Source organism: Cupriavidus sp. 96C5-1, assembly GCF_057798855.1.
The window spans coordinates 81,273-106,692 of sequence record NZ_JBYOJU010000006.1 but is presented as its reverse complement, the minus strand read 5'-3'; the positions used below and the strand labels follow the sequence as shown (position 1 = coordinate 106,692).

Genomic DNA, 25,420 nt, shown 5'->3' with positions numbered 1-25,420 from the left:
TAATAAGCATGCTTATCATATACCAGGCTGTTTCATCCATGTCTTCCGTAGCGGTACCAGGGCGTGTAGCGACGTCGCTCAACCGGCCCATGATCACCATCTCGATCATGGCCGCGACCCTGATGCAGACGCTCGACAGTACGATTGCCAACGTGGCGCTACCGCACATGCAAGGCAGCCTGTCAGCCTCGCAGGACGAGATCACGTGGGTGCTGACCTCTTATATCGTCGCCGCAGCGATTGCCACGCCCCTGACCGGCTGGCTCTCGGACCGGCTCAGCGTCAAGCGCCTGCTGGCCATATCGATCGCGGGCTTTACCCTTGCCTCTGCGTTTTGCGGCCTCTCCGAGACACTGGTCCAGATCGTCGCCTCGCGTCTGCTTCAGGGTATTTTCGGCGCGTCGCTGGTGCCGCTGTCGCAATCGATCCTGCTCGATATCAATCCCCGCGATAAACAGGGGCAGGCGATGGCGGTATGGGGCATGGGGGTGATGGTTGGCCCGATCCTGGGGCCGACGCTGGGCGGGTGGCTGACCGACAGCTACAACTGGCGCTGGGTCTTCTTTATCAATGTGCCGATCGGGGCGCTTGCCTTGTTCGGCGTGCTGACCTTCCTGCCCAGCCGGGCGCCAAGGCATGAGGTAAAGTTCGATGCCTTCGGCTTTGTCACGCTCGGCCTGGCCATCGGGGCGTTCCAGGCCATGCTCGACCGGGGTGAACAGCTTGACTGGTTCGGCTCCCTGGAAATCCGCATCGAAGCCATCGTGGCGGCGCTCGCTTTCCTGTACTTCCTGGCGCACACGGCCACCGCCGGGCCAAGGTCGTTCTTCCGCTACGCGCTGCTGAAGGACCGGAACTTCGCCACCGGCGCCTGCTTTATCTTTGTGATCGGCGCGGTGATGTACGCGACCCGCGCACTGCTGCCGCCCATGCTGCAGAACCTGATGGGCTATCCCGTCGCCACTACCGGGCTGGTGACCGCGCCCAGCGGTGCGGGCACCATGCTGGCCATGCTGCTGGCCGGCCGGCTGCTGAAGCGGATCGACGCGCGTGTGCTGCTGCTCAGCGGCTTCCTGATCTCCGCCTTTGCGCTGTGGCAGATGATGCAGTACACCGTCGTGCTCTCGGTTTCCGATATCGTCTGGCCCGGGCTTATCCAGGGCTTTGGCCTGGGGCTGGTGTTCGTCCCGCTCAGCGCGCTGACGTTCTCCACGCTGGCGCCGGAGCTGCGCGCGGACGGCACCGCCACGTACAGCCTGATGCGCAATATCGGCAGCAGTATCGGCATTTCCGTTATCCAGACCTTGATGACGCGCAATACGCAGGTTGCGCACGCCGACCTGGCCGCCAATGTCAGCGTATTCAATCCGGCCATGCAGTCGCTGCTCGCCAGCGGCTCCCGCCTGCAACTGGCCCTGCTCAACCAGTCGATCAACCAGCAAGCCTCGATGATTGCCTACCTCAACGATTTCAAGGTCATGTTTGTCGCGACCCTGCTGGTCGTACCGCTGATCCTGCTGATCAAGCCCACGCGGCAGGTCAGCGACGACGCGGTCGCGCACGCGGCGATGGACTGATCCCGGGTCTGCCGCCTAGCTGGCGGCGCGGCCGGGGCGCTCCCGGCGGTCGAGGTACTCCGCAACGGTGCGCTGGAACACCGGGAGCTTGCCGGTGAAGAAGTGGTTCGCGCCCGGCACCACCACCACGGGCAGTTCCTGTGGCCGCGCCCAGTCGAACACGGCTTGCAGCGCCACATTGGCATCCTGCTCGCCATGCACCACGAGCGAACCAGCCGGCACCGCGGGCGTGTCATAGCTGCGCCCCCCGGGCACCGGCCCCGCCGGCATGCCGGCCAGGATCAGGCACGCGACCGGCTCGCCGTTCTCCTGCATGCGCTTCGCCACCCGTGTCTGCACATAAGCGCCAAACGAGAATCCCGCCAGCGCCACCGCCAGCGCCGGATGCATCTGCCTCAGGTGCCGGACAACGGCCAGCAGGTCATCGGTTTCCCCCTCGCCGGCATCGTGCCGGCCTTGCGTGCCGCCCACGCCCCGGAAATTCGGACGCACGGCGAGATAGCCGCGTGCCTGGAAGATCCTGGCAAGCGCCACCGGAATCTTGTGCACGGCGCTGCCCCCCAGCAGCGGGTGCGGGTGCGCGACGACGGCGATGCCCCTGAGGGGGCCCGCCGGGGTATCCGTCAGCGCTTCGATGCGGCCGGCGGGCCCATCGAACCAGGTCTGGCTGTCAGCGGAGGGGGACAAGGACATAAAGCGCAGGAATCAGGACGTACATGATGATCGGGCAACGGATCGGATTGTGGATGGAACACCTGTCAGCAACGCCGCGCCAGGCAGGCAGCGGTGGCGACTGCCGCATTGTAATGCCGCCGGCACGCCTGCGCGCGAGCCGGGCCGCCAGGCAACGTCACGCGAGGGCAAGTAGAATGCGTCTCGCCATCCAAGTTACAGGAGACAAATCCGATGCCGATCCCCTCTACCCTGACGTGCCTGTGCGGCCAGGTCCAATTGCGCATTGCCGGCGAGCCCGTGGCGAGAGCCAATTGCCATTGCCAGGCTTGCCGGGATTTCTATGGAACGCCGGTGTTCGCCGCCACGGCCTGGGAACCGGCGCACGTCGCAGTGGAACGCGGCGACGATCAACTGGCCACCTACCAGCATGCAACCCGCCAGCTCCAGCGCCATTTTTGCCGGCAGTGCGGCGAGACGCTGTTCGGCACCAATCGCCTGGGCATGTCCGTGGTTCCCAACAGCCTCTTCGCACGGGCATCCGATGGCGTACTGCCGGACGCCCTGCAGCCGGCCATGCATCTGTTCTACCGGCATCGCGTGGTGGACGTGGCCGACGCACTGCCCAAGTACCTCGACGGCTGGGACGGCCCCCTCCATAAGGCCGGCTTCTGAACGGCGGCCGGCGGCGGGGGCCGCCGGCGCATATCCGCTTCGCGTGCGCTCCAGCCCCCCCCCGATGTCATATCCGAAATCAGGTCGCGGTGTTGACACGCCACTGTGGGGCCAATATGATCGAGGCAATTTCAAACGCCCTCCCGGTCCGCCGGGAGGGCGTTTCTTTTTGGTTCTCCAATCCCAAAAAGGAACACGTTGAAATGAACCGGCATCTCCCCCCGATCCAGCACCCGGCCACAGGCCTGGGCTACGTGCAGCATGGCAGCGGGCCTGAATGCGTGCTTGTCATGCATGACTGGCTGGGCGACCACACCAGCTACGATTCCGTGCTGCCTTATCTCGACGGCAACGCATTCACCTACGTCTTTGTCGATCTGCGCGGGTACGGAAAATCCATGCAATTGACCGGCGCCTACACCATTCAGGAGGTCTCCGCGGACTGCCTCGAACTTGCAGACAGGCTCGGGTGGCAACGCTTTCATCTGATCGGCCATTCGATGACCGGCATGGCGGCGCAACGAATCGCTGCCGATGCGCCCTCCCGTATCAAGAGTGCGATCGCCGTCTGCCCGATCTCTGCCGCGGGCAATCCATTGAATGAAGAAGCGTTGGATTTCTTTGCCAGCACGGGTGAGAACGACGACGCATTCCGTCGGCTGGCCAAGTTTGTTACCGGTGGCCTTTCGGATCAATGGGCCGAAGCAAAACTGCGGCAAAACAGGAAAACGGTGGCTCCCGGATGCCGTCCCGGGTACCTCGACATGCTGACAAAGACCAACTTTGTGGAAGATGTTCGCGGGCTTGAAACACCGCTCCTGGTCCTCGCCGGTGAGAAGGATCCGGGGCTCGGCGAGGAAGCAATGAAGAGAACATTCCTTGCATGGCACCCGAATGCCAGATTGCTGGTGATCCCGAACTGTGGGCACTATCCGATGCAGGAGTGTCCGCCGTATTTCACCACGGTCATCGAGCGCTTCTTGCGCAGCAAGGCTGATTGAGCCGCGATGCAGCCGTGGGAAATCCCAGGGCTGCATCGTGCCCTGGATTGTGGCGCCGGCGTTGGCGAATAACTGCTCTGCTTCGTCCTGGACGTCCGGGTTGGGTCGGCACAGCCGTTGGCCATGCCCAACCCGGACGGCCGCTCCCCGGCCTTATCGGCCGCGCTCGGCCGATCTCCAACGCGCGCTCCCCTGCATTGTCATGGCGGCAACGCCCACGACAACGCACGCCAGGCCAGCCCATGCCGCGGCGCCAAGCGATTCGCCAAGGAACGCGATGCCGATCGCCACGCCGATCGGCACCCGCAGATAGGCCTGCGCCGTAGTGCCGACGGCCCCCAGCGCCTGCACCAGCCGGAAGTAAATGACAAAGGCCAGCGCGGTCGAAAGCACCGAGAGCGCCAGCAGCGCGGCAAGCGACGACATCGACGGATGCAGTGTCCAGGGCCGATCGACGGCGAGGCTCACGGGCACCAGCAATACCGCCCCGACGATCAGCGAGCCGGCCGCGGGCGCGGCCGGGGCCATGTCCCTGAACGAGCGGCCGTAGATGGCCGCGCCCGCATAGCAGATCGCAGCGGCGACGATGGCGAGCTGCGGCACCAGTTGATGCCCGAGGCCGCTCAGCGCGCTGGTGCCGACGATCAGGCAGATGCCGGCGAGCCCGGCGATCACGCCGAACAGCTTGCGCGCGCCGATGGGCTCGTGCCGGGTGAACAGCCACGTCCCCAGAACGGCCATGACCGGCGAGGCGGAGTTCAGGATCGTCGCCAGGCCGGCATCGACCGACTGCTCGGCCCAGGCGATCAGGGTGAACGGCACCACGCTGTTGAGCATGGCCTGCACCGCGAAGCGGCGCCAGACCGCCGCGCCGCGAGGCATCGGCATGCCCCTGGCAGCCATCCACGCCGCCAGCAGGGCGCCGGCGATCAGTGTTCTTGCCGCGATCAGCGTCACCGGTGGAATCGTGGCGACACCGAGGCGGATAAACGTGTAAGACGCGCCCCAAAGTGTGGACAGGGCAAGCAGCAACAGCAACTCCAGCGCAGGACGGCTTGCGTCTTTCGTGTCGTTGGCCGCGGTTGGCGGGGCGGGCATGGCGTTCTCTCCGTGGGGACTCGCCACCATTGTGAGCGAGCGGCACGGGGCAACGTTTCAACCTGAACCGAACAATGGAATACAGGGTCAGGATCGCGGGCCAACCCGCCCCATCTCATTTGGAAAATGCCTGCCCCTTGCCGGCTTACTTCGACCGGTTCGAATCGCCCCCCAGCGGATCCAGCGTAATCTGGACCTGCCGCAAGACGCCATCGCCATCGAAATAGCAATGAAACAGAGACGGCAGCATACCGTCCTGGCGGAAGCGATACGACCACACCTCACGCTTCATCAGGGCAAAGAACTGAACCGGTTCGCGCGGCTTGCCGAAGTGCTCTTCCACATCGCGCTTGGTCCAGCTATCGACCTTGGCCTGGTAGATTTCCGCATTGGTCAGCATTTGCCTGAAGCCCGACAGATTACCGCTGGCGTCGAAATCCGCCGCGTACACCTGGTAGCCCATCGGCTGCTTGGAATAGAGCCAGCGCGTGGCGCCGTCGGCCAGCTGATAGACGCCGGTTGGCTGGCCAAAGGTCGAACGCACGGTGCTTTGCGGGGCACCGATCAGTTTTTGCCCCTGCTCCACCGGCTGCAGGATGGCGCAAGCCGGCAGCATCGCCATGGCGGCGGCGCAAAGCAGCCAGCCGCCCACGTATTGCGAGATAGTTTTCATAGCCTTGGATACTTCACTGGTTTCTTGTCGTTACTGGTACCTGGCCACGGCCGTACGCCGCCCCGGCCCTAGAATATAGAGCATTGCCCGTTGCAGCGCCGGCCAGGCCACCGGATCACTCAGATCCAGCCGCCGGTACCGGCATCGACCAGCGTGGCAAGCGCGCCCTGGTAGTCGTAGCGTTCCACCTGTGCCTGCAAGCGTGCGAGATCGGCGGCAGTCATGGCGCGGCCAAGGCGTTCGCGGTGCCGGGCGAAGGTCTGGTTGGCCGCGCTGTCTCCCTCGTCCAGCTGGTGCCGCAGATTCTTCAGGACCTCGGCCAACGCCACATCGGCGCCGCCGGGACCGCCCGCAGGATCGGCGCCGGATGCGGCGGCGATATCCATCGGCAAGCGCAGCCGCAGCGCGTCAAGCAGTTGCGACAGGGCGGTACGCAAGGCGCCAAGCGCACAAGCGGCATCGGCGGGCCCGGATGCCGGGGCGAGCGACAGGCCGGCTTCCAGCGTAGCGGCGGCAGCGGATACCGCCATGGCGCCAAGATTGGCGGCCAGTCCCTTGAGGGAATGGGCGAGCAGATGGGCGCCCTCGCGGTCGCCCTGGGCCAGCCGCTCGCCGATCCGGTCCGGCATGTCGGCGTAGCCCACGACGAAGCGTTCGAGCAACTGGCGATAGATCTCCACGCGGCCGCTGACCCGGGCCAGGCCGCCGCTCACGTCCAGGTCCGGGCACATGGCCAGCGCTTCGATCCACTGCGGCCGGCCAGCCGGCTGCGGTACAGGCGCCCGCCCCCCGGGGATCGCCAGCCATTGGCGCAAGGTGGCGTAGAACGCCGGCGGACTGATCGGCTTGGCGATATGGTCGCTCATGCCCGCCGCCAGGCAGCGCTCGCGGTCTTCCGGCAGCACGTTGGCGGTCATGGCGATCACCGGCAGGTCCTTGAGCCGCTCGATGTCCCGGATGCGCGCGGTGGCTTCGAAGCCATCCATGACCGGCATCTGCACATCCATCAGGACCAGATCGTAGGATTGCGCCTGCAGCAGGGTCAGCGCAACCGCGCCATTCTCCGCCGTGTCCGGATGGATACCCGCCGCCTGCAGCAGATGGACCGCCACCTCGCGGTTGATATCGTTATCCTCCACCAGCAGCACCCGCGCCGGCGGCAACGGCGGCATGGCGTCCGGCAGCGCCGGGCGCAGCTCCGCCTCGTCCGGCGCGGCATTGTTGTCGGGGGCCAGGGTACGCACCGTGGCCTCCAGCAGGATGGAAGCGCTCACCGGCTTGATCAGCGTGGCATCGAAGCCGGATTGCTCGCCTTCGCGCAATACCTCCTCGCGGCCGTGGGCGGTGATCATCACCCGGCGCGGACGCGGGTGGCGCAACCGCATGGCATCGATATGGCGGGCGGTCTCGATGCCGTCCAGGCCGGGCATCCGCCAGTCGATGAAGACGGCCTGGTACGGATCGGCGGCATCGTCGGCCTGGGCGATCTTCGCCAGGGCGGCCCGCCCCGATGCCGCCGAATCCACGCGGAAACCGAAATTGGCCAGCATCGAGACGATGACCTGCCGCGCGTAATCGTGATCGTCCACGACCAGCAGGCGGCTGCCTGCGAGCTGCGCTGCAATCGGCGCGGCAACAGGCCGCTTCTTGCCTGGCAGCAGGTCGAGCTCGAACCAGAAGGTACTGCCCTCGCCCGCACTGCTTTCGACCCCCAGCGTGCCTCCCATCAACTCGACCAGGCGGCGGCAGATGGCCAGGCCAAGGCCGCTGCCACCGTAGCGGCGGGTGGTCGATGCATCGGCCTGCTCGAAACTCTGGAACAAGCGGGAGCGCGCTGCCGCGTCGATGCCGATGCCCGTGTCGCGTACCTCGAAACGCAGCCGTATGCGGGGCCGGGCGATGTCGTCGCCGCGGCGCTCGACACGGATGACGATCTCGCCGCGGTGGGTGAACTTCACCGCGTTATTGGCGAAGTTGATCAGGATCTGCCTGAGCCGGAGCGGATCGCCGCGCAGCGAGTCCGGCACGCCCGGAGCGACTTCGACGATCAACTCCAGCTGCTTGGCCGCCGCCCGCTCGGCCACCAGGTCGCTCACGGTCCGCAGCATCCTTTCCAGCGAGAAGTCGACGCGCTCGATGTCAAGCTTGCCGGCTTCGATCTTGGACAGGTCCAGGATGTCGTCGATAATCTCGAGAAGATGCTGCCCGGAGTGCTGGATCTTTTCCAGGTAGCCCCGCTGCTTGTCGTCCAGCCGCGTGCGCAAGGCCAGGTGCGCCATGCCGATCACGGCGTTCATCGGGGTACGGATCTCGTGGCTCATATTGGCCAGGAAGCTGGCCTTGGCCTGGGCGGCGCTCTCGGCGGCCTGCTTGGCCACCACCAGTTCGGCGTTGGCCCGGGCCAGCTCCCAGGTACGCTCGTCGACGCGTTTCTCCAGCGTCAGCGACAGCGCCTTGAGGCGGTGGCTGGCCTCGACCTGCTCCGTCATGTCGATGCCCACCGCGCCGACGGCAACCACGGCATCGGTGGACGGGTCGCGCACGGGGAAGCGCACCACGTGGAGATGGCGCTCGCCGTGGGCGGATTGCAAGGCATAGATGTGCTCCTCCGCCTTCCCGGTGGACATCACGCGCTCCTCCACATCCCAGCGCTCGCGGGTTCCGTCCGGCCTGTCGCTGAACTCCCATTCGGACTTGCCCAGCACGTCCTCCTCGCTCGCCCCCAGCAGCGCCCGCATGGCGGGGTTCATGGCAAGCACCATATGCTGGCGGTCCTTGAGGGACATCATCGCGGGCGAGTACTCGAGCATGGCGCGCAGCCTTTCCCGGCTTTCCGCCAGGCGGCGGCCCTCCCTGCGGAGAATCCAGCTGGCGGCGCCGATCAGCAGCACGATGACCGCGCTCAGCGCCACCACCACATTGCGGGTGAACAGGTAGGGAGAGAATGCCTCGCGCATATCCTGTTCCACGATCAGGCCCATGTCCATGCCGGCCAGCCACGTGCCCGCACCGGTGACCGGCTCGCCACGGTAGTCAGGATAGTCGTGAAGCACCGCGGAACGGTCGCGCAGGACCCGTTCGGCGATCAGTGTCAGGGGGGCATGCACGGTCTTGCCGCCGGCTGCCCGGTCATGCTGTGGCAGCCGTGCCTGGATATTGAACATGGACGACGCATGCGGCGCCAGCCTGTGCTGCGCGACCAGATCGGATTCGAACCGGCTGGGCGATACCAGCCGGCCCTGGCCGTCGATGGCGTAAAGCTCACCGGTACGCCCGAAGCGGCCGGCCCTGATGATCGCCAGCAGCATGGCACGGGGATCGATGCGCAGGCATAGCGCCCCGATGACATGCCCCGCATCCGACAAGCGCGAGCATACCGCCTGGAACGGCAGGTCCGCCGGCGCTCCCGACGCCCCGGAGGCCAGCTGCGGGGCCGGATAGGGGGGCGAGATGGCACTGCCGGCCTGCAATGCCCGGGTGGCCGCGCGGGCAGATTCGGGCAAGAGCTTGTGGCCGGTCCGGCTGGGCATTTCCGCCGCAATGATCTTCAGCTCCGGCGTGACGAGGGCAAAGCCAATGTAGCCGTTGCTGAGGTAAAGCGGCGTCACCCAGCGCTGGAACCTCGCCGCGGCCTCGCTATCCGGCGCCGGCTGGCCTTGCCCCGCAAGCAGCGGGCGCGCCAGTGCGACCGCCTCCTTCATGGCGGCGATCGTTTCGGCTCGTTGCAGTTGTTCTCCGCTCCACAGCTCGATCAGGCGCGTGGTGATCACCAGCGTCGATTCCACCCGCGTGCCCACGCTGGCGCGATCATTCTCGTACACCAGGTAAGTGACGCCAGCGGAAAGCAGGCAGACGACCGCCACCAGAAGCAGCCCGTAAGCATAGCGTGCGATGCCGGGCTGCGACCCCGACCGGCGCGGGACGCCCCGGGATCCGGCAACAGGCGAGGCAATCACCCTGCGTTAGCCGCGGCGTAGCCGTTGGTGGCGAGCAGTGCCGCCTCGCGCGCATAGTCCGCATCGGTATCGGCATAGCGCAGCGATATGGACTGGAACGCATCGGCAATCGCCAGGAAGGCATCGACCATGTCCGGATCGAAATGGCTGCCACTGCCTTGCTCGATCATGCGGACGGCCTGGGCGTGCGGGAACGGCGGCTTGTAGACCCGCCGGCTGATCAGCGCATCGTAGACATCGGCGATCGCCATCAGCCGCGCCGACACGGGAATCGCGTCTCCCGCCAGCCCTTCGGGGTAGCCGCTGCCATCCCATTTTTCCTGGTGATAGTGCGCGATCTCGCGCGCGAAGCGCAGGAAGGAATTAGGGGCGCCGCATTGCGCCTCGGCATGCGCAATGGCATCCCGCCCGAGCGTGGTGTGGGTCTTCATGACCTCGAACTCCTCGGGGGTCAGCTTGCCCGGCTTGAGCAGGATGCGATCCGGGATGCCCACCTTGCCGATATCGTGGAGCGGCGCCGACTTGAACAGCAGGTCGATGGTTGCGTCGTCGAGTATCCCGCTAAAGCGCGGGTGGTGCCGCAGCGACTGCGCCAGGCGGCGCACATAGTGCTGGGTGCGCCGGAGATGGTTGCCCGTTTCGTTGTCGCGCGTCTCCGCCAGGGAAGCCATGGCCATGATGGTGACGTCCTGGATCATGGAGATCTCGCGGGTACGCCGCTGCACCTCCTGCTCCAGGTAGGCGGACTTGTCCCGCAGGAAATCCCTGGCGTTCTTGAGCGTGAGATGGGTGGCGATCCTGGCATGCATCACCAGCGGACTGATCGGCTTCATGATGTAGTCCACCGCACCCACCTGGAATCCACGCGTCTCGTCGTGTTCGCCGGTACGGGAAGTCAGGAAGATGACGGGCACGTCCATGGTGACCGGATCCGACTTGAGCCGGCGGCACACCTCGTAGCCGTCGATGCCCGGCATCATCACGTCGAGCAGGATCAAGCCTGGCGGCGCGGCCGAGGCGATTCTCACGGCGTCGCCGCCGGAGGTCGCGACCTTCACCCGGTAGCGGTCCTGCAGCAACGCCGTCATCATCGCAAGATTCTCCGGAAGGTCATCCACTACCAGGATCGTAGGCTGGGCGTCGAGGTTTTCAGGGCGCATGAGAATAAGGGATAGGAATACGTTGCCTGAGCGGTGATCTCGGAGCAGAACACCTTGCCTCGGGGACTGCCATCGGGGGCGCTTCCCAACGGGAGCGCCCCCGCCAGCCACGCGGCAGCCGGCACGAGGCCGCCCCTTGCGCCCACGCCTTCTCATAACGGTCGTGCGGCCTGGCTATTTACCCCGCTTGGTGAGGGGTAAAGCTTCGACGCAAACTGCCGTTAACGCCGGACCAGGCAATTGGGCAACGCCGCAACGGATAATCATGACATTGCCGCATCCAGCACGGTCGCCGGGCTTGCGGACGGCGCGCAGCCGTGCGCAAGCGCCGCAGCCGCATCCAGGCAGGACATGGCCTGGCCGATGATGCGCATCTCCTGATCATGGCCGCGCGCGGCCTGGACCACCAGCCGGGCGCTCATGCACAGCCGCAAGGCGCTGACCGGGATGCCCGCCTGCTGACCGCAGTCCACCGGCTGGCCAAGCTGATACGGCGGGGCACCGGTACCGGGCTCCGGCGCCTGCAGCCGGCGATAGACGCCTGCCGTTTCGTCCCGGTTGAGCGGAACCCTGCCGCCATGCGGCGCGGACCGGTACAGCAGGAAGGGATGGATGGTCTGGATACCGTCCCAGCCCGACGGACTGTCCAGCGCGGCGCGGTCCAATACCGGCACGCTCAGGGCGGCAAGAGCGGGATCGCTGTCCAGCCGTTGCCGGACGGCATCGGCAAAGCGCCGCAATATGCCCCCGACCTGCTGCGCTGGCACCGCGCGCAACGCGCGCAGCTCATGGACCGCCGCCTGCCAGCGCAGCAGCAGGCCAAAATTCGCGAATGACCCCAGGGCCTGCGCGCAGGCCCAGTCCTGCGGCCACTCCTCGCGCGCGGAGTAGATCCGCAGCTCCGCGGGAACCCCGCGCTGGCGCAGCTTGCCGCCAACCGCCTCCGGCAGCAGCAAGGCGCCGGAAAACGATGGCCCCGTCAGGAATTTGGAGCCGGTCAGCGCCACCATGAAACCGCAGCGCAGGTAAGCCTGGATGGTGGCCGGCTCGATGCGGAACTGGCAGGCATCGACCAGCACCTGCACGGCCGACGGCCAGCGGCGCTGCAGCGCCATGACGCACGCGATGCCCGGTGCAATGCACCCGGTCTTGGAGACATCGATCAGCACCAGCAGCACATGGCGGCCCTCATGCACGGCCTGGCTGACCAGCGCGCCGATCTCCGCGTCGACCGCGTCCGCATCCCGCAGGCTGCCGTCGGCATTGCGGATCGGCACGTTGCGCGTATCGCTGGCGCAGGCATGGCCGAGGGACTCGCCGGGGATGGTGACGCGGCCCAGGGCGTTATACGTGCTGAAGTGCTGCCCGGCGAGCGCCGCGGGCACGCCGCTGCCGCTTTCGGCCTCGCCGGCCAGGATCACCAGCGGCCTGGCCGGCGCGCCATTGCCCGCTTCATCGCCAGTCACGCGCGCGGCCACCCGTGCGGCCAGCAGGTGCACGTCTGTGCCCGATGCCGAAAACACCAGGCCGGGATCCAGGGTATGGCCGAGGCCGCACAGCGCCAGGAACTCGCGGCGCAGCCGGTCCATCTCGCGGCGGTAAAGCGCCGGCGCGGACTGGTGCGCCAGGCCCGCGGCAAGCCGGTTGCGCAGTTCGTCCACCACCGCGAACGCCGCCGGCGAGATCCCCGAGGACGTGGAGGAGCCGAGCGGCACCAGGCTTGCGCAGGCAAGCGGCTCGCAGCCGTACTTGTTGCGGCCGGTGGCAGGGTCCAGCGCGATGCGGTGATCGCCGCCGCTGACCAGCAGGTCAGCCGTGGATGGCAGCGGCATCGGGAGCGTGCGGCAGGTCGGCATGGTCTCTCTGGCTGGCGTTGATCAGCATGGTCCTGAACGCAGCGAAGATCCTTTGCATCTGCGGCTGCTTGTAGGGAAAGAGATCGACGGGATCGATGTCGTGCACGACCATGGCCGTGTCCGCCTCGAATACCAGCAACGCGCCGTCCGGCGTCTCGGCGCAATCCAGGCCGACATAGTCCAGGTCCAGGCGCTGCTGGATCAGCGCGAGGGCGTCCTTGTGGCGCAGCGCGAAGGTGTGATCGAAGTCGCGCATGATCGCCGCCTCCTCGTCCCGCTTGGCCGCGCTCTCGGCCATGCCGGCATTGAGATAGTGGATCATCCAGTGCTCGGAGATGCCGACGTGGCACACGTACGCGCGCCCTTCGATCAGGACCAGGCGGTATTTGCGGAACAGGCCGTCCGCGTTCCGGTAGTCGATGAAACAGGACACATAGAAAGCCTGCTCGTCCGACTGCGCCAGGTAGCTGGCGAGCTCGGCAGCGTCATCGATTTTTTCCAGTCCCTTGCCGGCGTGGGAACCGAGCGGCCGGACAATGATCGGGAAACGCCCATCGCCCAGCACCGACGCGATCGTTGCCTGCCGGCTGGCGACGCCGGCCAGCACCTCGCGTTCCACCCGCAGGGTCGGCGGCATGCAGATGCCCGGCGCCGGCGCCAGTACCGACGCGGCCCTGTCGCGCGACAGCTGCCGCAGGCGATCCGGCAGGTTCAGCACCGGGCGCGGCCAGATGGCGGCAAGCGCGCGGAGCTGCTCCAGCACCGGCTGGGTACGGTCGGATTCGCCGACCGCGATAAAGAGCACATCATGCTCCGGCACGGCCTGCGGCAGCGGGTTTTCCGGGGTGACATAGAGCGCGTCGAGCGCCACGTCGGAGTTGCCCAGCAGGCACTCCAGCGGCGTGTTGGCCATCAGGTCGCCCGACACCATGATGGCCAGCACGCGCAGGCGGACCGCGCCATCGCGCAGGGTGGGCAGATGATAGAGCTGCCGCGCCCGCAATGCCTCGGCCTGCATGGTCATGGCCAGCGCATGATCGCCGATCAGTTGCAGGACCAGCGAGAGATCCATCAGCGCATTGGCGTCGTCCGGATGCGACTCCAGATGCTGGATCAGTTCCGCGCCGAGGGGACGCAGGTCTTCATTCTGGTGGGCTGCCCGCAGCAGGTGGCGCAGGCCGATCAGGGTGTCCGGGGCCGGGGTCATGGCCGCGGGATCGTGGATGGCATTCATAGTGGTAAGCCGCTGGCTTCAGGAACGGATGACGCAGCGCTCAGCGACCGGCCGAGAGCGAGGGTGGCGCCCAGCAGGGCATCGATATCCTGCGAGGTGCTGCGATGGTTGAACAGGGCTACCCGGATCGCGAAGCGGCCGTCGAGCACGGTCGACGACGGCGCGGCAACACCGGATTCCTGCACGGCGACGACGAGATCGCGGTTGACCTGTTCGATCGCATGCTGATCATGCAATCCGGCACCGATGAAGCGAAAGCAGACGATATTGAGCGAAACCGGCGCCAGCAGCTCCAGCTCCGGCTCGGCATCGATGCGCCGGGCAAGTTCGCTTGCCAGCGCGCAGGTCTGGGCGATCATGCCGCCCAGCCGCTCGGTACCGTAGACCTTGATCGTGAACCAGGTCTTCAGCGCGCGAAAGCCGCGCGAGAGGTCCGGCCCGAAATCGCAGGGCCAGGGCGAGCCGGCCGCCATGCCGCGCTCGCCGCGGCTCAGATAGGTGCCTTCGTGCGTGGCAAAGGTGCGCAGGTGCAATTGACGGTCCCGCACCAGGAAGAAGCCGGCGTCATAGGGGACCTGCAGCCATTTGTGGAAATCGAAGGCGATCGAATCCGCCTGTTCGATGCCGCCTAGCCGCCCGGCAAGCTGGGGACACAGCATGGCGAGCGCGCCGAAGGCGCCGTCGACATGAAAATGCAGTTGCTCCCGGCGGGCGATGTGCGCGATCCCGGCAAGGTCGTCGATGGCGCCCGTATCCACGGTGCCGGCGGTGCCGACCACAAGGAATGGCGAGCAGCCGGCAGCGCGATCGGCGGCAATGGCGGCGGCAAGGCGGGCCAGGTCCATGCACCCCTGGCCGTCGACCGGAATCGAGCGCAGATTGTCCTTGCCCAGGCCGGCAAGGTCCATGCCCTGCGCGATGCAGCCGTGCGCCCTGGCGGAGGTGTAGGCGGTCAGCCGGCGCGATGCCTGCGCCACGCCACTGGAACGCACCCCGCTGCCGAGCGCCCGGGTCCTGGCGACCAGCACGCCGGACAGGTTGGCCATGGAAGAGCCGGTCAGGAACAGGCCGCTGGCATCCTGCGGGAAGCCGAACAGCTCGATCACCCAGCGCAGTACCTGCCATTCCACTTCGACCGGGACATGGTCGCGGCCACCGAGATTGGCATTGAGCCCGGCCGCGAGCATTTCCGCCAGCATCCCGACCGGCGTGCCGCCGCCATGCACCCAGCCCATGAAACCGGGATGCGCATTGCCGACGGCGAACGGCAGGATGCTGTCCATGAAGGTCTCATGCACCCGGTCCAGTCCGCTGCCCTCGCGCGGCAAGGGCTCGCGGAAGCGCCCGCGCACCGCGTCGGGGATGGGCTGCCAGACCGGCCGTTCGCGAATATCCTGGAGATAATCCAGCATATCGTCGAGCATGCTGTGGCCCTGCGCCCTCAGTTCGCGCCAGTCGACAGGATCCAGACTGGCAGGGACCGGCTGCCGGCTGCCCTCGGTGGTTGGTGTTGACATGGCTGATGGATGGCTGTCCGGAAAACGCTGCATCCCCGGGCAGGCGCTTTTCGCGGCCTGGTCCACGGGGCATCGTGCCGGGGATCATAGCGCCGGGCCGCCGGCTCGTTTTGAGGAGGATGGCGGGTTTTCCGCCCTATTTCTCTGCCCGGCCTGCGGCACCATGCACGCCCCGGCCACCGCTTGGCCGGCAGCCGCCCTTCGCCACCGGGCCGCGCGGGCAGGAGGCCGGAAAACAACACTTCCGGCCCCGCATTACCACAAACCGATCGTTTGCGGGCGCCGCTGCCTGCGACGATAATTGTGTCGTCAAGCATCTCAAGCAACGCTCCCGCCTCTCCGCTCCTCGCTCTCCTTCATGCAGCCACACCAAGGCCTACCCCATCCCCAACGCGCCTGGGCCATCCTCACCGTGTTCTGCGGCCTCATCATGGCCGTGCTCGATGGCTCGATCGCCAACATTGCGCTGCCCTCGATTTCCCGCGAACTGGCGGCCGATCCGTCCAGCACCATCTGGGTGGCCAACGCCTACCAGCTCACGGTCACGGTCTGCCTGCTGCCACTGTCCTCGCTGGGCGACATCCTTGGGTACAAGCGCGTGTACCGCGCCGGCCTGGCGATCTTCCTGCTGGGCTCGCTGCTGTGCGCGCTATCGCCCAGCCTGCCGGTGCTGGTGGCCGCGCGCGTGCTGCAGGGCATGGGCGGCGCGGGGATCATGAGCGTGAATACAGCGCTGGTGCGCTTTATCTACCCGCCCACCAAGCTCGGCCGGGGCATCGGCCTGAATGCGCTGGTGGTGGGCATCACCATTGCCGTGGGGCCGTCCGTGGGCGCACTGATCCTGTCCATCGCCAGTTGGCCCTGGCTGTTCGCCGTCAACGTGCCGGTGGCGATCTTCGCGCTCGCGCTGTCGCGCAGCGCGCTGCCGCTGACGCCGCCCCAGCCGCATGGCTTCGACTACCGCAGCGCGCTGCTGTCGGCCGTGGTGTTCGCCCTGTTCATCCTGGGCGTGGACGGCGCGGGCCATGCCGCCTGGCGGCCCGCCGCCGCGGCCGGGCTGGCGGTGGCGGCCGGGCTGGGCTGGCGGCTGGTACGCATGCAGCGCGGCAAGGCCGCGCCGCTGGTGCCGGTGGACCTCTTCGCCAGCCGCGCCTTCACGCTGGCGGTGGGCACGTCGTTCTGCTCCTTCATGGCGCAGATGCTGTCCTTCGTGGCGCTGCCCTTCTATCTGGAATACCAGCTTGGCCGCTCGCTGCACGAGACCGGACTGCTGATCACGCCGTGGCCGCTCATGGTGGCCATCATGGCGCCGGTGTCCGGGCGCCTGTCCGACCGCTATCCGGCCAGCATCCTGGCCGGCATCGGCCTGGCCTGCCTCGGCACCGGACTGGTAGGGCTGGCGCTGCTGGGGCCCGACGCTTCCAGCTTTGCCGTGGTGTGGCGCATGGCCCTGTGCGGGCTGGGTTTCGGCTTGTTCCAGTCGCCCAACAACCGCGCCATGATCGGCGCGACCCCACCCGCCCGCAGCGGCGGCGCCAGTGGCGCGCAGGCCACCACGCGGCTGCTGGGCCAGACCACGGGCACGGCCATCGTGGCGCTGCTGTTCAGCATCGACCAGAGCGGCGCGGCGCGCATGGCGCTTTATGTGGCCGCGACGGTGGCAACAGTGGGCGCGCTGGTCAGCTTCAGCCGGCTGCGCAGCGGCAGCGGCCCGGCCACGCAGGGACGCCTGGAGGCGGAAGCGGACATGTGAGCAAAGGCAGCGGCAAGCGGGCAGAAAGCCCGAAGCGCCGAAGTGCCGAAGTGCCGGCCGAAGCCGCCAGGATGCGCCAGCGCCGATTGAGGTGCCCGGCGGTGCCTGCTCCCGCTCCCATCATGGAGAGAGGGAGCAAAGCAGCGCTGAATCAGCCTGTGCCGCTCACTCCGCCTTGGCCCCCGATTCCTTCACCACCTTCGCCCACTTGGCGATTTCCGCCCGCTGGTAGCTGGCCAGTTTCTCCGGCGTACCGAGGATAGGATCCAGCCCAAGGGTCTTGAGCCTGGCCTGGACGTCGGGCAACTGGTAGATCCGGTTGAGTTCGGCGTTCAGCCTGGTGATCACGTCCTTCGGCGTATTGGCAGGCGCAAAGATCGCAAACCAGGAATCGGCATCGAAGCCATGCAGCCCCTGCTCGGCAAGCGTGGGAATATCCGGAGCGGACGGAGAACGCCTGGCGCTGGTCACGCCGAGCGCCCGCAGCTTGCCCTCCTTGACCACCGGCAGCGCCGACGGCAGGTTGTCGAACATCATGGTGATATGGCCCCCGAGCAGATCGGGAATCGCCATGGCGCGGCCTTTGTATGGCACATGGGTGAGCTTCACTCCGGCCAGCGCATTGAACATCTCCCCCGCCACGTGCGGCGACGTGCCGATGCCAGGCGTGCCGAAGGTCAGGGCTCCCGGCCTGGCCTTGGCCAGCGCAATCAGCTCGGCGACATTCTTCGCCGGCACCGCGGGGTTGACCACCAGCACGTTGGGCGTGGATGCGACCAGGATTACCGGGGCGAAATCCTTGACCATGTCATACGGCATCTTGCTGTACAGCGAGCCGTTGATGGAGTGCGTGCCAACGGTGCCCAGCGCCAGCGTGTAGCCGTCCGGCGCGGCATGCGCCACGGCTTCCGCGCCGATGTTGCCGCCGGCGCCCGGCTTGTTGTCCACCACCACCGGCTGGCCCCATGACGGAGAAATCTTCTCCGAGAAGATCCGCGCCAGGATATCGGGCGCGCCGCCGCTGGGGAAGCCCACCACCATCCGGATCGGCTTGGAGGGATAATTATCGGCCTGGGCCGAAGGCACGGCGAATACGGCACAGGCGGCCAGCACGGCCGCTGCGAAAGGGTTGCTGCGCATGGTAAGTCTCCCGATGGTTCTTATTGATCCTGCATTGCCCGCGGCGCGGGCGTGACATGGCGCACGCCTGCCGGCCGCGTTGGTTCAGCTTGCTGTCATGCGGACTTCACGCCACGCTCACACCACCGTGCCGCCGAACTCCGCCATCACTTTATCGTGCAGGCGGCGCATTCCCTTTAGCCAGCGATCGTAATCCTGCCCCTTGCGCTGGTAATACTCGAGCACTTCCGGATGCGGCAGGATCAGGAAGCGTTCGTCCTTCACGCCTTCCAGCGTGACCTGCGCCACATGCTCGGGCGTGACCGAGCCTGCCTGCAGGAAACCCTTGCGTTCGCCGTCCTCCCCGAACAGCATGCGCGTCTGCACGCCCTGCGGGCAGATGCAGCTGACCTTGATGCCACGATCACCGTAGGTGATCGACAGCCACTCGGCAAAGCCGATGGCGGCGTGCTTGGTCACCGCATAAGGGGCCGAACCGATCTGCGAGAGCAGGCCGGCGGCCGATACGGTATTGACGAAGTAGCCATCGCCACGCGCAAGCATCTGCGGCAGCACCGCGCGCGCGGCGTGGATGTGGGCCATGACGTTGATCTCCCAGATGCGCTGCCACTCTTCGGCGCTGGCATCCAGGCCCTTGCGCAGGATGATGCCGGCGTTGGAGCAGAACACATCGATCTGGCCGAAGCGCTGCGTGGCTGCGTCGGCCAGGGCCTGCACCGCGGCCGCGTCGGCCACATCGACGCGCTGCGCGAACACCTTGCAATCCGGGCTGGCCTGCGCCAGCTCCGCGGCGACCTGCTGCGCGCCGGCCTCGTCCAGGTCGGCCACCGCCACCCCACGCGCGCCGCCGGCGGCAAACGCCAGCGCCAGCGCGCGCCCGATGCCGGTGGCCGCACCGGTCACCACCACGGTCTTGTTGCGAATCTCCATCTTTGTCTCCTTTGTTTGCTTTGTCTGTATTGCCTGCTGGATGTATGGCCCTTGGGCCGCGAGAATGCGATGAAAACAATGATGCGATGATGCGATGGGCAGGCGTCAGCGCACGGCTAGCCCTGCCCCTGCCATAGGCGCCCCTGCAGCAACTCGGCCAGTTCGCGAATGCGCGGGCCCAGGTTGCCGTCGAGGATTTCCGGCGTGAGCCGGGTGGCGGCGCCGCCGATGTTCATGGCCAGCACTTCCGCGCCGCCCTCGAGCACCACCGGCGCGGCCGCCCCGCTCACGGTGCGGTCCCACTCGGCGTGCGCCAGACAGAATCCGCGTTTGCCGTAATCGCGCAGCGCGCGCTCCAGCTTGATGCGCACCGCAGGCCAGCGGCTACCGTAATGACGCTCCAGGTCGGCCAGCGCGGCCGTGCGCCGTTCGGGCCCCAGCCCGGCCAGCCAGGCCCGCCCGATGGCCGAGGTGGCGGTTGGCAGGCGGGAGCCCGGCGCCAGCCGCATCACCAGCGCGCCGCGCGGCTGGCATACCTCGAGGTAGACCATCTCGTGGCGGTCCGCGGTGGCCAGCGCCACCGTGCAATCGGTGGCGAACGCCAGCGACTGCATCAGCGGCTGCGCCACCTCGCGGATGCCCGAACCGGCGAGGTAGCGCTGGCCGAGCACCATCGCACCCTGGCCAAGCCGGTACTTCTCGAGCGACGCGGAATAGATCAGGTAGCCCAGGCTGGTCAGCGTGTAGGTCAGCCGCGAAACGGTGGGACGCGGGATACCGGCGCGGCGCGCCAGCTCCGCATTGCCGAGGTAGTCGTCGTGCGGGCCGAAGGCGCGCAGAAGGTCCAGGCCGCGCGCCAGTGCGGTGACGAAGTTGCGGTCGTCGCGCTCGGCATCCCGCGCCGCGAGATCGCGCTCCGGATCGACCGCGCGCGCAGCGGCATTGGGCGGCGTGGAACCGGGCGAAAGCGGGATCGACGAAGTGCGCTTCATACGTGGCGGGAACGCTGGGCAACGGCTGGTGAAAAGCGTGCCCCTTGCCGCCATGTAAGACGGCAAACCGAGGCGCACTGGCTATTTCGCTGTGCGGAAGACAATTCCGTATTTCTTGACTGTGCCTCAGGCCCTATGCAACAGTCAATGAAAACGAACGATCGTGCTGGAACGTGCTCACGCAGCAATCGATGCGCGCAGCGCTTCACGGAACACGACGACACCCGCACCCCGTGGCCGCACCAAGCCGCCATTCCGCATCGCACAGGAGACCAAGCATGCATCACGCAATTCAAGCAGCCGCACCGCCTCGCGGCTGAACCTCGCCCCGCTTCATGCGCGGCCCCGCGTTACCGCGCGGCGCCGCAACCCCACGTATTCCGCAGCGCGGATTGCGTGCCATCGTTCGTGATCCGATTGAGCAGCAAGAGGTAAAGCCCGTGACATTGTTCCTTCAACAAGTCCTGAACGGCCTGACGCTGGGCGGTGTGTACAGCCTGGTGGCGCTGGGCCTGACACTGGTCTACGGCATCCTGCACGTACCCAACTTTGCGCATGGCGCCTTCTACATGGCGGGCGCCTATGTGTCGTACTACATGATGACGTCGCTCGGCATGAACTACTGGCTGGCGATGGGCGCTGCCGCCATCGCGGTGGCGGCGCTGTCGATGCTGGCCGACCGGCTGGTGTTCCATCCGCTGCGCAACGCGCCCGAGTTGCACGACATGATTGCCGCCATCGGCATCATGCTGTTCCTCGAAGCCGGCGCGCAGGCTCTGTGGGGCGCGGACTTCCATCGCATGCCCACGCCTTATGGCCAGATGGTGGAAGTGCTGGGCCTGACCGCGCCCGCGCAACGCCTGCTGATCATCGCCGCGGCCTTCGGCCTGATGGTGCTGCTGCATCTGTTCCTGACACGCACCGTGACCGGCTCCACCATCGTGGCGATGGCGCAGAACCGTGAAGGCGCGGCACTGGTGGGCATCGACGCCACACGCGTCACGCTGCTGGTGTTCGCCATCTCCGGCGCGCTCGCCGCGATTGCCGCCACGCTGTACGCGCCGATCAACCTGGTCTACCCGAGCATGGGCAACCTGGTCATCACCAAGGCCTTCGTCATCATCATCCTCGGCGGCATGGGCAGCATTCCCGGCGCCATCGTGGGCGGGCTGATCATCGGCATGGCCGAGAGCTTCGGCGGTTTCTACGTGTCGACCGACTACAAGGACATCATCGCCTTCGCGCTGCTGGTGGCCATCCTGTCGATCCGGCCTCAAGGCCTGTTTGCAAGCAAGGCCGCATAAGGAGCCCGCCATGACAAGCGCATTGAAAGGAAAGACCGGCTGGGCGCTGCTGCTGGCGCTGGCCATCGCGTTTCCGCTGATTACGCCCAACAGCTATTACCTGACGGTGATGACGCTGGCCTTCATCTACGCTCTCGCCACGCTGGGGCTGAACCTGATCACGGGCTACACCGGCCAGCTCAACCTCGCGCACGGCGGCTTCATGGCGATCGGCGCCTATACGCTGGGCATTCTCACGGTGGATCACCAGGTGCCTTTCTGGGCCGCGTTCGCATTGTCCGGCGTGGTGTGCATGGCGGTGGGCTACTTCGTCGGCGTGGTGTCGCTGCGCCTGAAGGGCCATTACTTCTCCATCTTCACGCTGTGCATCGGCTACATCATCTACCTGCTGATCGAGAAATGGGAAAGCCTGACACACGGCACGGTAGGCCTGATCGGCATCCCGGTGCCGGCCGCGGTGGGCCCCCTGGTGTTCGACAACGTGCAGGCGCAGTACTACCTGGTGCTGTTCTTCCTGGCGGTGGGCACCTTCCTGATGCACCGCATCGTCACCTCGCTGCTGGGCCGCAGCTTCATGGCCGTGCGCAACAGCGACGCGCTGGCCGAGGCGCTCGGCATCAACCTGATGCGCACCAAGGTGCTGTCCTTCGTGCTCTCGGTGGGCTATGCCGGCTTTGCCGGCGCGCTCTACGCGGGCCAGGTGCGCTTTCTCGGGCCTGATATCGCGCGCACCGACCTCACCTTCGACATGGTGATGGCGATGCTGGTGGGCGGCACCGGCACCTTGCTGGGGCCGCTGCTGGGCGCCGTGCTGGTGCCGTGGGTCACGCAGACGCTGCAGTTCCTGCAGGACTACCGCATGCTGGTGTTCGGCCCGGTGCTGGTGCTGCTGATCATCTTCGTGCCGGATGGCATCGTCGGCTCGTGGTCCAAACGCCAGGCCAGGCGCGCCGCGGCCGCACGGCGCGGCGGCAAGCACCGTGCGCAGCAGGCCGGCACGGCACCCGTGCCCGGCGACAACGCCAATGCCAACGCAGCAAATGCAGGGGCCGACCATGCTTGAGATTCGCAACCTGACCAAGAAATTCGGCGGGCTGACCGCCGTGCACGATGTTTCGATCACCTTCGAGACGGGCCATATCAACGCCATCATCGGGCCCAACGGCGCCGGCAAGACCACCTTCTTCAACCTGATCGCCGGCACCCATGCGCCCAGCTCGGGACAGATCCGGCTCAAGGGCCGGGACGTGGCCGGCCTGCGCGCCGACCAGATCGCCAGGCTCGGCGTGGCGCGCACCTTCCAGGCCACCCACCTGTTCGACCGCGCCACGGTGCTGGACAACCTGATCGTGGGACACCGGCTGCGCACGCACTCGGGCCTGGCGGACGTGATATTCAACACGCGCCGCCTGCGCGAGGAAGAGCGCCTGTGCCGCGCCAAGGCCGAGCAGGCGCTGGACTTCGTCGGCCTTGCCCACCTTGCGCATGAAGTGGCGGCGGACATCACGCAGGAGGAACGCAAGCGCGTGGCCTTTGCGCTGGCGCTGGCCACCGACGCGGAACTGCTGCTGCTCGACGAGCCCGCCGGCGGCGTCAACCCCGAGGAGACCGTGGGCCTGGCCGAACTGATCCGCAAGATGGTCCGCCACGGCAAGACGGTGTGCCTGATCGAACACAAGATGGACATGATCATGCGGCTGGCCGACAAGATCATGGTGCTCAACTACGGCGAGAAGATCGCCGAGGGTTCGCCGGCACAGATCCAGCGCGACCCGCAGGTCATCGAAGCCTACCTGGGAGCCGACCATGTTGCAGCTTGAGCGCGTTTCGCTTTCCTATGGCAGCTTCCGCGCGCTGGACAACATCACGCTGCATGCCGGTGCCGGCGAACTGGTCGTGCTGCTCGGCGCCAACGGTGCCGGCAAAAGCTCGATCTTCCTCGCCCTGAGCGGCATCCATCGCGCGAGCGGCGGCAGCATGCGCTTCGACGGCCGTGAACTCGCCGGCATGAAGCCCTCGCAGATCGTGCAAGCCGGTCTGGTGCATTGCCCGGAGGGCCGCAAGCTGTTTCCCGCCATGAGCGTGCAAAAGAACCTCACGCTGGGCGCCTATGTGCACCGCCGCGATGCGGCCGGCATCAAGCGCTCGCTGGAAGACGTCTTCGAGATGTTCCCGATCCTGCGCCAGAAGAAGGACGACCCCGCCGGCTCGCTGTCGGGCGGCCAGCAGCAGATGGTGGCGTTGGGCCGCGCGCTGATGGGCCGCCCGCGCACGCTGCTGCTCGACGAGCCCTCGCTCGGTCTGGCGCCGCTGGTGGTCAAGCAGATGTTCGAGGTGATCCAGCGCATCAACCGCGCCGGCACCACGGTACTGCTGGCCGAGCAGAACGCCTACGCCGCGCTGGGCATCGCCCACCGCGCCTATGTGATCGAAAGCGGCCGCATTGTCATGGAAGGCGACCGCGACACGCTGCTGAACGATGAAGGGATTCGCAAGGCGTATATCGGGGGCTAGGATGCGCCAGAACGGCCTGGAACGACGACGGTGCTTACTCCCTCTCCCGCAAGCAGGCAAGGGGCCAGAAGCCAGAACAGACAATCCGGACAAAACGCAGCACAAACACAACAGGAGACAGCCAAATGCAGACCAAGACGATCCGCCGCTTCTTCCCTCTGGCCGCCACCGCGGTGGCCGCGCTGATGGCGTCAGGCGCGGCTTTCGCGCAGGAAGTCGTCAAGCTGGGCTATACCGGCCCGCTATCGGGCGGCGCCGCGCTGTACGGCAAGAACGTGCTGTCCGGCATCCAGATGGCGGTGGACGAGATCAATGCCTCGGGCCTTGAGGTCAAGGGCAAGAAGGTCAAGCTGGAGGTTGCCGCGCTGGACGATAAATACGCGCCCGCCGAGGCGGCCATCAACGCGCGCCGCCTGGTGCAGCAATACAAGACGCCCGCGGTGTTCGTGCCGCACTCGGGCGGCATCTTCGCACTGCAGGCCTTCAACGAGCAGGAGAAATTCCTGGTGATGGCCTATTCCAGCGTGCCGCGCATCACCGACACCGGCAACAAGCTCACCATCCGCATTCCGCCGGCATACACCGGCTATATCGAGCCCTTCATCAAGGCGCAGATGAAGCGCTATGGCAAGAACGTGGCGCTGGCGCCGGCCGATCACGACTACGCCAAGGCCTGGGTGCAGGCCTTCGTGCCGGCCTGGGAAAGCGCGGGCGGCAAGGTGGTGGCCAATAACCCCATGTCCTATACCAAGGCCACCGATTTCTACAGTGGCGTCTCGCGCGTGCTGGCCGACAAACCCGACGTGATGTTCGTCGGTGGCCCGTCCGAGCCGACCGCGCTGGTGGTCAAGCAGGCGCGCGAGCTGGGCTTCAAGGGCGGCTTTATCGTGATGGACCAGGCCAAGCTCGACGAAATGGCCAAGGTCACCAATGGCCTGGCCATGCTGGAAGGCTCGATCGGCGTGATGCCGCTGGCCAACGACAGCCGCGCCGCCGCGCAGAACTACAACAGCAAATACAAGAAACTGCATGACGGCCGCGACGCCACTACCGAGATGTCGCTGAACTACACCATGGTCTACGCGCTGGCGGGCGCCATGAAGCTGGCGGGCACCACCTCCGACGTGGCCGCCATCCGGGCAAAGATGCCGGAAGCGGTGAAGACGCTGGCCAAGGACGCCAATCCCAACGAGATCGAGAGCATCGACGCCAAGGGCGGCACCAATGCCGACACCGTGGTGGGCTGGGTGCAAGGTGGCAAGATCACCCCGGTGCGCTTGTCTGAGCTGGCGAAGTAAGCGATCGAAGGCCGGCTCGGGGCGATTGGCCCCGAGTCCCTTCCGCCGCGCTGGCCGGCTGGCCGGCGCT

20 protein-coding genes are annotated in these 25,420 nt (G+C 66.7%); 9 read left to right on the top strand and 11 right to left on the bottom strand.

Features of this window, described 5'->3' with window-relative positions:
• The first annotated feature begins 38 nt into the window (after nucleotides 1-38).
• Nucleotides 39-1,577, top strand: coding sequence for a DHA2 family efflux MFS transporter permease subunit (locus AC3FOF_RS10180; RefSeq protein WP_035819128.1), 1,539 nt, complete (start codon nucleotides 39-41; stop codon nucleotides 1,575-1,577).
• 15 nt (nucleotides 1,578-1,592) lie between these two features.
• On the opposite strand, the gene AC3FOF_RS10175 is transcribed toward AC3FOF_RS10180, so the two are convergent.
• Entirely contained in the window at nucleotides 1,593-2,270 is a 678-nt protein-coding gene (locus AC3FOF_RS10175; protein WP_488726520.1) for an alpha/beta hydrolase, read from the bottom strand.
• A gap of 213 nt (nucleotides 2,271-2,483) precedes the next feature.
• Between AC3FOF_RS10175 and AC3FOF_RS10170 the strand changes: the two genes are divergently transcribed.
• Nucleotides 2,484-2,924: a GFA family protein gene (locus AC3FOF_RS10170; RefSeq protein ID WP_017231280.1), complete on the top strand. Its 441-nt coding sequence runs from the start codon at nucleotides 2,484-2,486 to the stop codon at nucleotides 2,922-2,924.
• A 116-nt stretch (nucleotides 2,925-3,040) separates the two neighbouring features.
• Nucleotides 3,041-3,925: an alpha/beta fold hydrolase gene (locus AC3FOF_RS10165; protein WP_488726519.1), complete on the top strand. Its 885-nt coding sequence runs from the start codon at nucleotides 3,041-3,043 to the stop codon at nucleotides 3,923-3,925.
• 153 nt (nucleotides 3,926-4,078) lie between these two features.
• Here AC3FOF_RS10165 and AC3FOF_RS10160 read toward each other — a convergent pair whose 3' ends face one another.
• From AC3FOF_RS10160 to AC3FOF_RS10130, 7 genes are all read right to left on the bottom strand, one after another.
• A complete protein-coding gene (locus AC3FOF_RS10160; protein WP_017231282.1) occupies nucleotides 4,079-5,023 on the bottom strand; it encodes an EamA family transporter in 945 nt (314 codons plus the stop codon).
• A 145-nt stretch (nucleotides 5,024-5,168) separates the two neighbouring features.
• Nucleotides 5,169-5,696, bottom strand: coding sequence for a hypothetical protein (locus tag AC3FOF_RS10155; protein WP_017231283.1), 528 nt, complete (start codon nucleotides 5,694-5,696; stop codon nucleotides 5,169-5,171).
• A 119-nt stretch (nucleotides 5,697-5,815) separates the two neighbouring features.
• Nucleotides 5,816-9,559, bottom strand: a complete 3,744-nt coding sequence (locus tag AC3FOF_RS10150) for a response regulator (RefSeq protein ID WP_488726518.1) — start codon at nucleotides 9,557-9,559, stop codon at nucleotides 5,816-5,818.
• An 89-nt stretch (nucleotides 9,560-9,648) separates the two neighbouring features.
• Nucleotides 9,649-10,812, bottom strand: coding sequence for a response regulator (locus tag AC3FOF_RS10145; RefSeq protein ID WP_488726517.1), 1,164 nt, complete (start codon nucleotides 10,810-10,812; stop codon nucleotides 9,649-9,651).
• 263 nt (nucleotides 10,813-11,075) lie between these two features.
• Nucleotides 11,076-12,668, bottom strand: coding sequence for a hypothetical protein (locus tag AC3FOF_RS10140; RefSeq protein ID WP_488726516.1), 1,593 nt, complete (start codon nucleotides 12,666-12,668; stop codon nucleotides 11,076-11,078).
• Nucleotides 12,622-13,902 carry an ATP-grasp domain-containing protein gene (locus AC3FOF_RS10135; protein WP_488726515.1) on the bottom strand — a complete coding sequence of 427 codons (1,281 nt, stop codon included), beginning with the start codon at nucleotides 13,900-13,902 and terminating at the stop codon, nucleotides 12,622-12,624. Before AC3FOF_RS10135 ends, AC3FOF_RS10140 begins: the two co-directional genes overlap by 47 nt.
• A complete protein-coding gene (locus AC3FOF_RS10130; RefSeq protein ID WP_017227736.1) occupies nucleotides 13,899-15,419 on the bottom strand; it encodes a pyridoxal phosphate-dependent decarboxylase family protein in 1,521 nt (506 codons plus the stop codon). Before AC3FOF_RS10130 ends, AC3FOF_RS10135 begins: the two co-directional genes overlap by 4 nt.
• A 358-nt stretch (nucleotides 15,420-15,777) precedes the next feature.
• Between AC3FOF_RS10130 and AC3FOF_RS10125 the strand changes: the two genes are divergently transcribed.
• A complete protein-coding gene (locus AC3FOF_RS10125) occupies nucleotides 15,778-17,172 on the top strand; it encodes an MFS transporter (RefSeq protein ID WP_488726514.1) in 1,395 nt (464 codons plus the stop codon).
• A 165-nt stretch (nucleotides 17,173-17,337) separates the two neighbouring features.
• Here AC3FOF_RS10125 and AC3FOF_RS10120 read toward each other — a convergent pair whose 3' ends face one another.
• The 3 genes from AC3FOF_RS10120 to AC3FOF_RS10110 form a co-directional block, all read right to left on the bottom strand.
• A complete protein-coding gene (locus AC3FOF_RS10120; RefSeq protein WP_017228112.1) occupies nucleotides 17,338-18,312 on the bottom strand; it encodes a tripartite tricarboxylate transporter substrate binding protein in 975 nt (324 codons plus the stop codon).
• Between the two features lie 117 nt (nucleotides 18,313-18,429).
• Nucleotides 18,430-19,242: an SDR family NAD(P)-dependent oxidoreductase gene (locus tag AC3FOF_RS10115; RefSeq protein ID WP_276266450.1), complete on the bottom strand. Its 813-nt coding sequence runs from the start codon at nucleotides 19,240-19,242 to the stop codon at nucleotides 18,430-18,432.
• Between the two features lie 116 nt (nucleotides 19,243-19,358).
• Nucleotides 19,359-20,234 (bottom strand): IclR family transcriptional regulator, encoded by an 876-nt coding sequence (locus AC3FOF_RS10110; RefSeq protein ID WP_276266449.1) that lies wholly within the window; start codon nucleotides 20,232-20,234, stop codon nucleotides 19,359-19,361.
• 440 nt (nucleotides 20,235-20,674) lie between these two features.
• Here AC3FOF_RS10110 and AC3FOF_RS10105 point away from each other — a divergent pair, with 440 nt between their 5' ends.
• The 5 genes from AC3FOF_RS10105 (at nucleotide 20,675) to AC3FOF_RS10085 (ending at nucleotide 25,350) form a co-directional block, all read left to right on the top strand.
• The gene (locus AC3FOF_RS10105; RefSeq protein WP_276266448.1) at nucleotides 20,675-21,538 is read left to right on the top strand and encodes a branched-chain amino acid ABC transporter permease; all 864 of its coding nucleotides are present in this window, start codon (nucleotides 20,675-20,677) and stop codon (nucleotides 21,536-21,538) included.
• A 10-nt stretch (nucleotides 21,539-21,548) separates the two neighbouring features.
• Complete coding sequence (locus AC3FOF_RS10100; protein ID WP_017224309.1) at nucleotides 21,549-22,601, top strand: branched-chain amino acid ABC transporter permease; 1,053 nt, start codon at nucleotides 21,549-21,551, stop codon at nucleotides 22,599-22,601.
• Entirely contained in the window at nucleotides 22,594-23,358 is a 765-nt protein-coding gene (locus AC3FOF_RS10095; protein WP_035805805.1) for an ABC transporter ATP-binding protein, read from the top strand. Before AC3FOF_RS10100 ends, AC3FOF_RS10095 begins: the two co-directional genes overlap by 8 nt.
• Complete coding sequence (locus AC3FOF_RS10090) at nucleotides 23,345-24,052, top strand: ABC transporter ATP-binding protein (RefSeq protein WP_017224311.1); 708 nt, start codon at nucleotides 23,345-23,347, stop codon at nucleotides 24,050-24,052. The genes AC3FOF_RS10095 and AC3FOF_RS10090 overlap by 14 nt, the downstream gene beginning before the upstream one ends.
• Before the next feature lie 125 nt (nucleotides 24,053-24,177).
• The gene (locus AC3FOF_RS10085) at nucleotides 24,178-25,350 is read left to right on the top strand and encodes an ABC transporter substrate-binding protein (protein WP_017224312.1); all 1,173 of its coding nucleotides are present in this window, start codon (nucleotides 24,178-24,180) and stop codon (nucleotides 25,348-25,350) included.
• The last annotated feature ends 70 nt before the right edge of the window (nucleotides 25,351-25,420 follow it).

What these genes read in the sequence shown, in the direction of transcription:
- AC3FOF_RS10125 (WP_488726514.1), top strand. Translation starts at nt 15,778, where the DNA reads ATGCAGCCACACCAAGGCCTACCCCATCCCCAACGCGCCTGGGCCATC.
- AC3FOF_RS10170 (WP_017231280.1), top strand. Translation starts at nt 2,484, where the DNA reads ATGCCGATCCCCTCTACCCTGACGTGCCTGTGCGGCCAGGTCCAATTG.
- AC3FOF_RS10155 (WP_017231283.1), bottom strand. Translation starts at nt 5,696, where the DNA reads ATGAAAACTATCTCGCAATACGTGGGCGGCTGGCTGCTTTGCGCCGCC.
- AC3FOF_RS10120 (WP_017228112.1), bottom strand. Translation starts at nt 18,312, where the DNA reads ATGCGCAGCAACCCTTTCGCAGCGGCCGTGCTGGCCGCCTGTGCCGTA.
- AC3FOF_RS10140 (WP_488726516.1), bottom strand. Translation starts at nt 12,668, where the DNA reads ATGCCGACCTGCCGCACGCTCCCGATGCCGCTGCCATCCACGGCTGAC.
- AC3FOF_RS10145 (WP_488726517.1), bottom strand. Translation starts at nt 10,812, where the DNA reads ATGCGCCCTGAAAACCTCGACGCCCAGCCTACGATCCTGGTAGTGGAT.
- AC3FOF_RS10115 (WP_276266450.1), bottom strand. Translation starts at nt 19,242, where the DNA reads ATGGAGATTCGCAACAAGACCGTGGTGGTGACCGGTGCGGCCACCGGC.
- AC3FOF_RS10180 (WP_035819128.1), top strand. Translation starts at nt 39, where the DNA reads ATGTCTTCCGTAGCGGTACCAGGGCGTGTAGCGACGTCGCTCAACCGG.
- AC3FOF_RS10135 (WP_488726515.1), bottom strand. Translation starts at nt 13,902, where the DNA reads ATGAATGCCATCCACGATCCCGCGGCCATGACCCCGGCCCCGGACACC.
- AC3FOF_RS10085 (WP_017224312.1), top strand. Translation starts at nt 24,178, where the DNA reads ATGCAGACCAAGACGATCCGCCGCTTCTTCCCTCTGGCCGCCACCGCG.
- AC3FOF_RS10175 (WP_488726520.1), bottom strand. Translation starts at nt 2,270, where the DNA reads ATGTCCTTGTCCCCCTCCGCTGACAGCCAGACCTGGTTCGATGGGCCC.
- AC3FOF_RS10165 (WP_488726519.1), top strand. Translation starts at nt 3,041, where the DNA reads ATGATCGAGGCAATTTCAAACGCCCTCCCGGTCCGCCGGGAGGGCGTT.
- AC3FOF_RS10095 (WP_035805805.1), top strand. Translation starts at nt 22,594, where the DNA reads ATGCTTGAGATTCGCAACCTGACCAAGAAATTCGGCGGGCTGACCGCC.
- AC3FOF_RS10130 (WP_017227736.1), bottom strand. Translation starts at nt 15,419, where the DNA reads ATGTCAACACCAACCACCGAGGGCAGCCGGCAGCCGGTCCCTGCCAGT.
- AC3FOF_RS10100 (WP_017224309.1), top strand. Translation starts at nt 21,549, where the DNA reads ATGACAAGCGCATTGAAAGGAAAGACCGGCTGGGCGCTGCTGCTGGCG.
- AC3FOF_RS10160 (WP_017231282.1), bottom strand. Translation starts at nt 5,023, where the DNA reads ATGCCCGCCCCGCCAACCGCGGCCAACGACACGAAAGACGCAAGCCGT.
- AC3FOF_RS10110 (WP_276266449.1), bottom strand. Translation starts at nt 20,234, where the DNA reads ATGAAGCGCACTTCGTCGATCCCGCTTTCGCCCGGTTCCACGCCGCCC.
- AC3FOF_RS10090 (WP_017224311.1), top strand. Translation starts at nt 23,345, where the DNA reads ATGTTGCAGCTTGAGCGCGTTTCGCTTTCCTATGGCAGCTTCCGCGCG.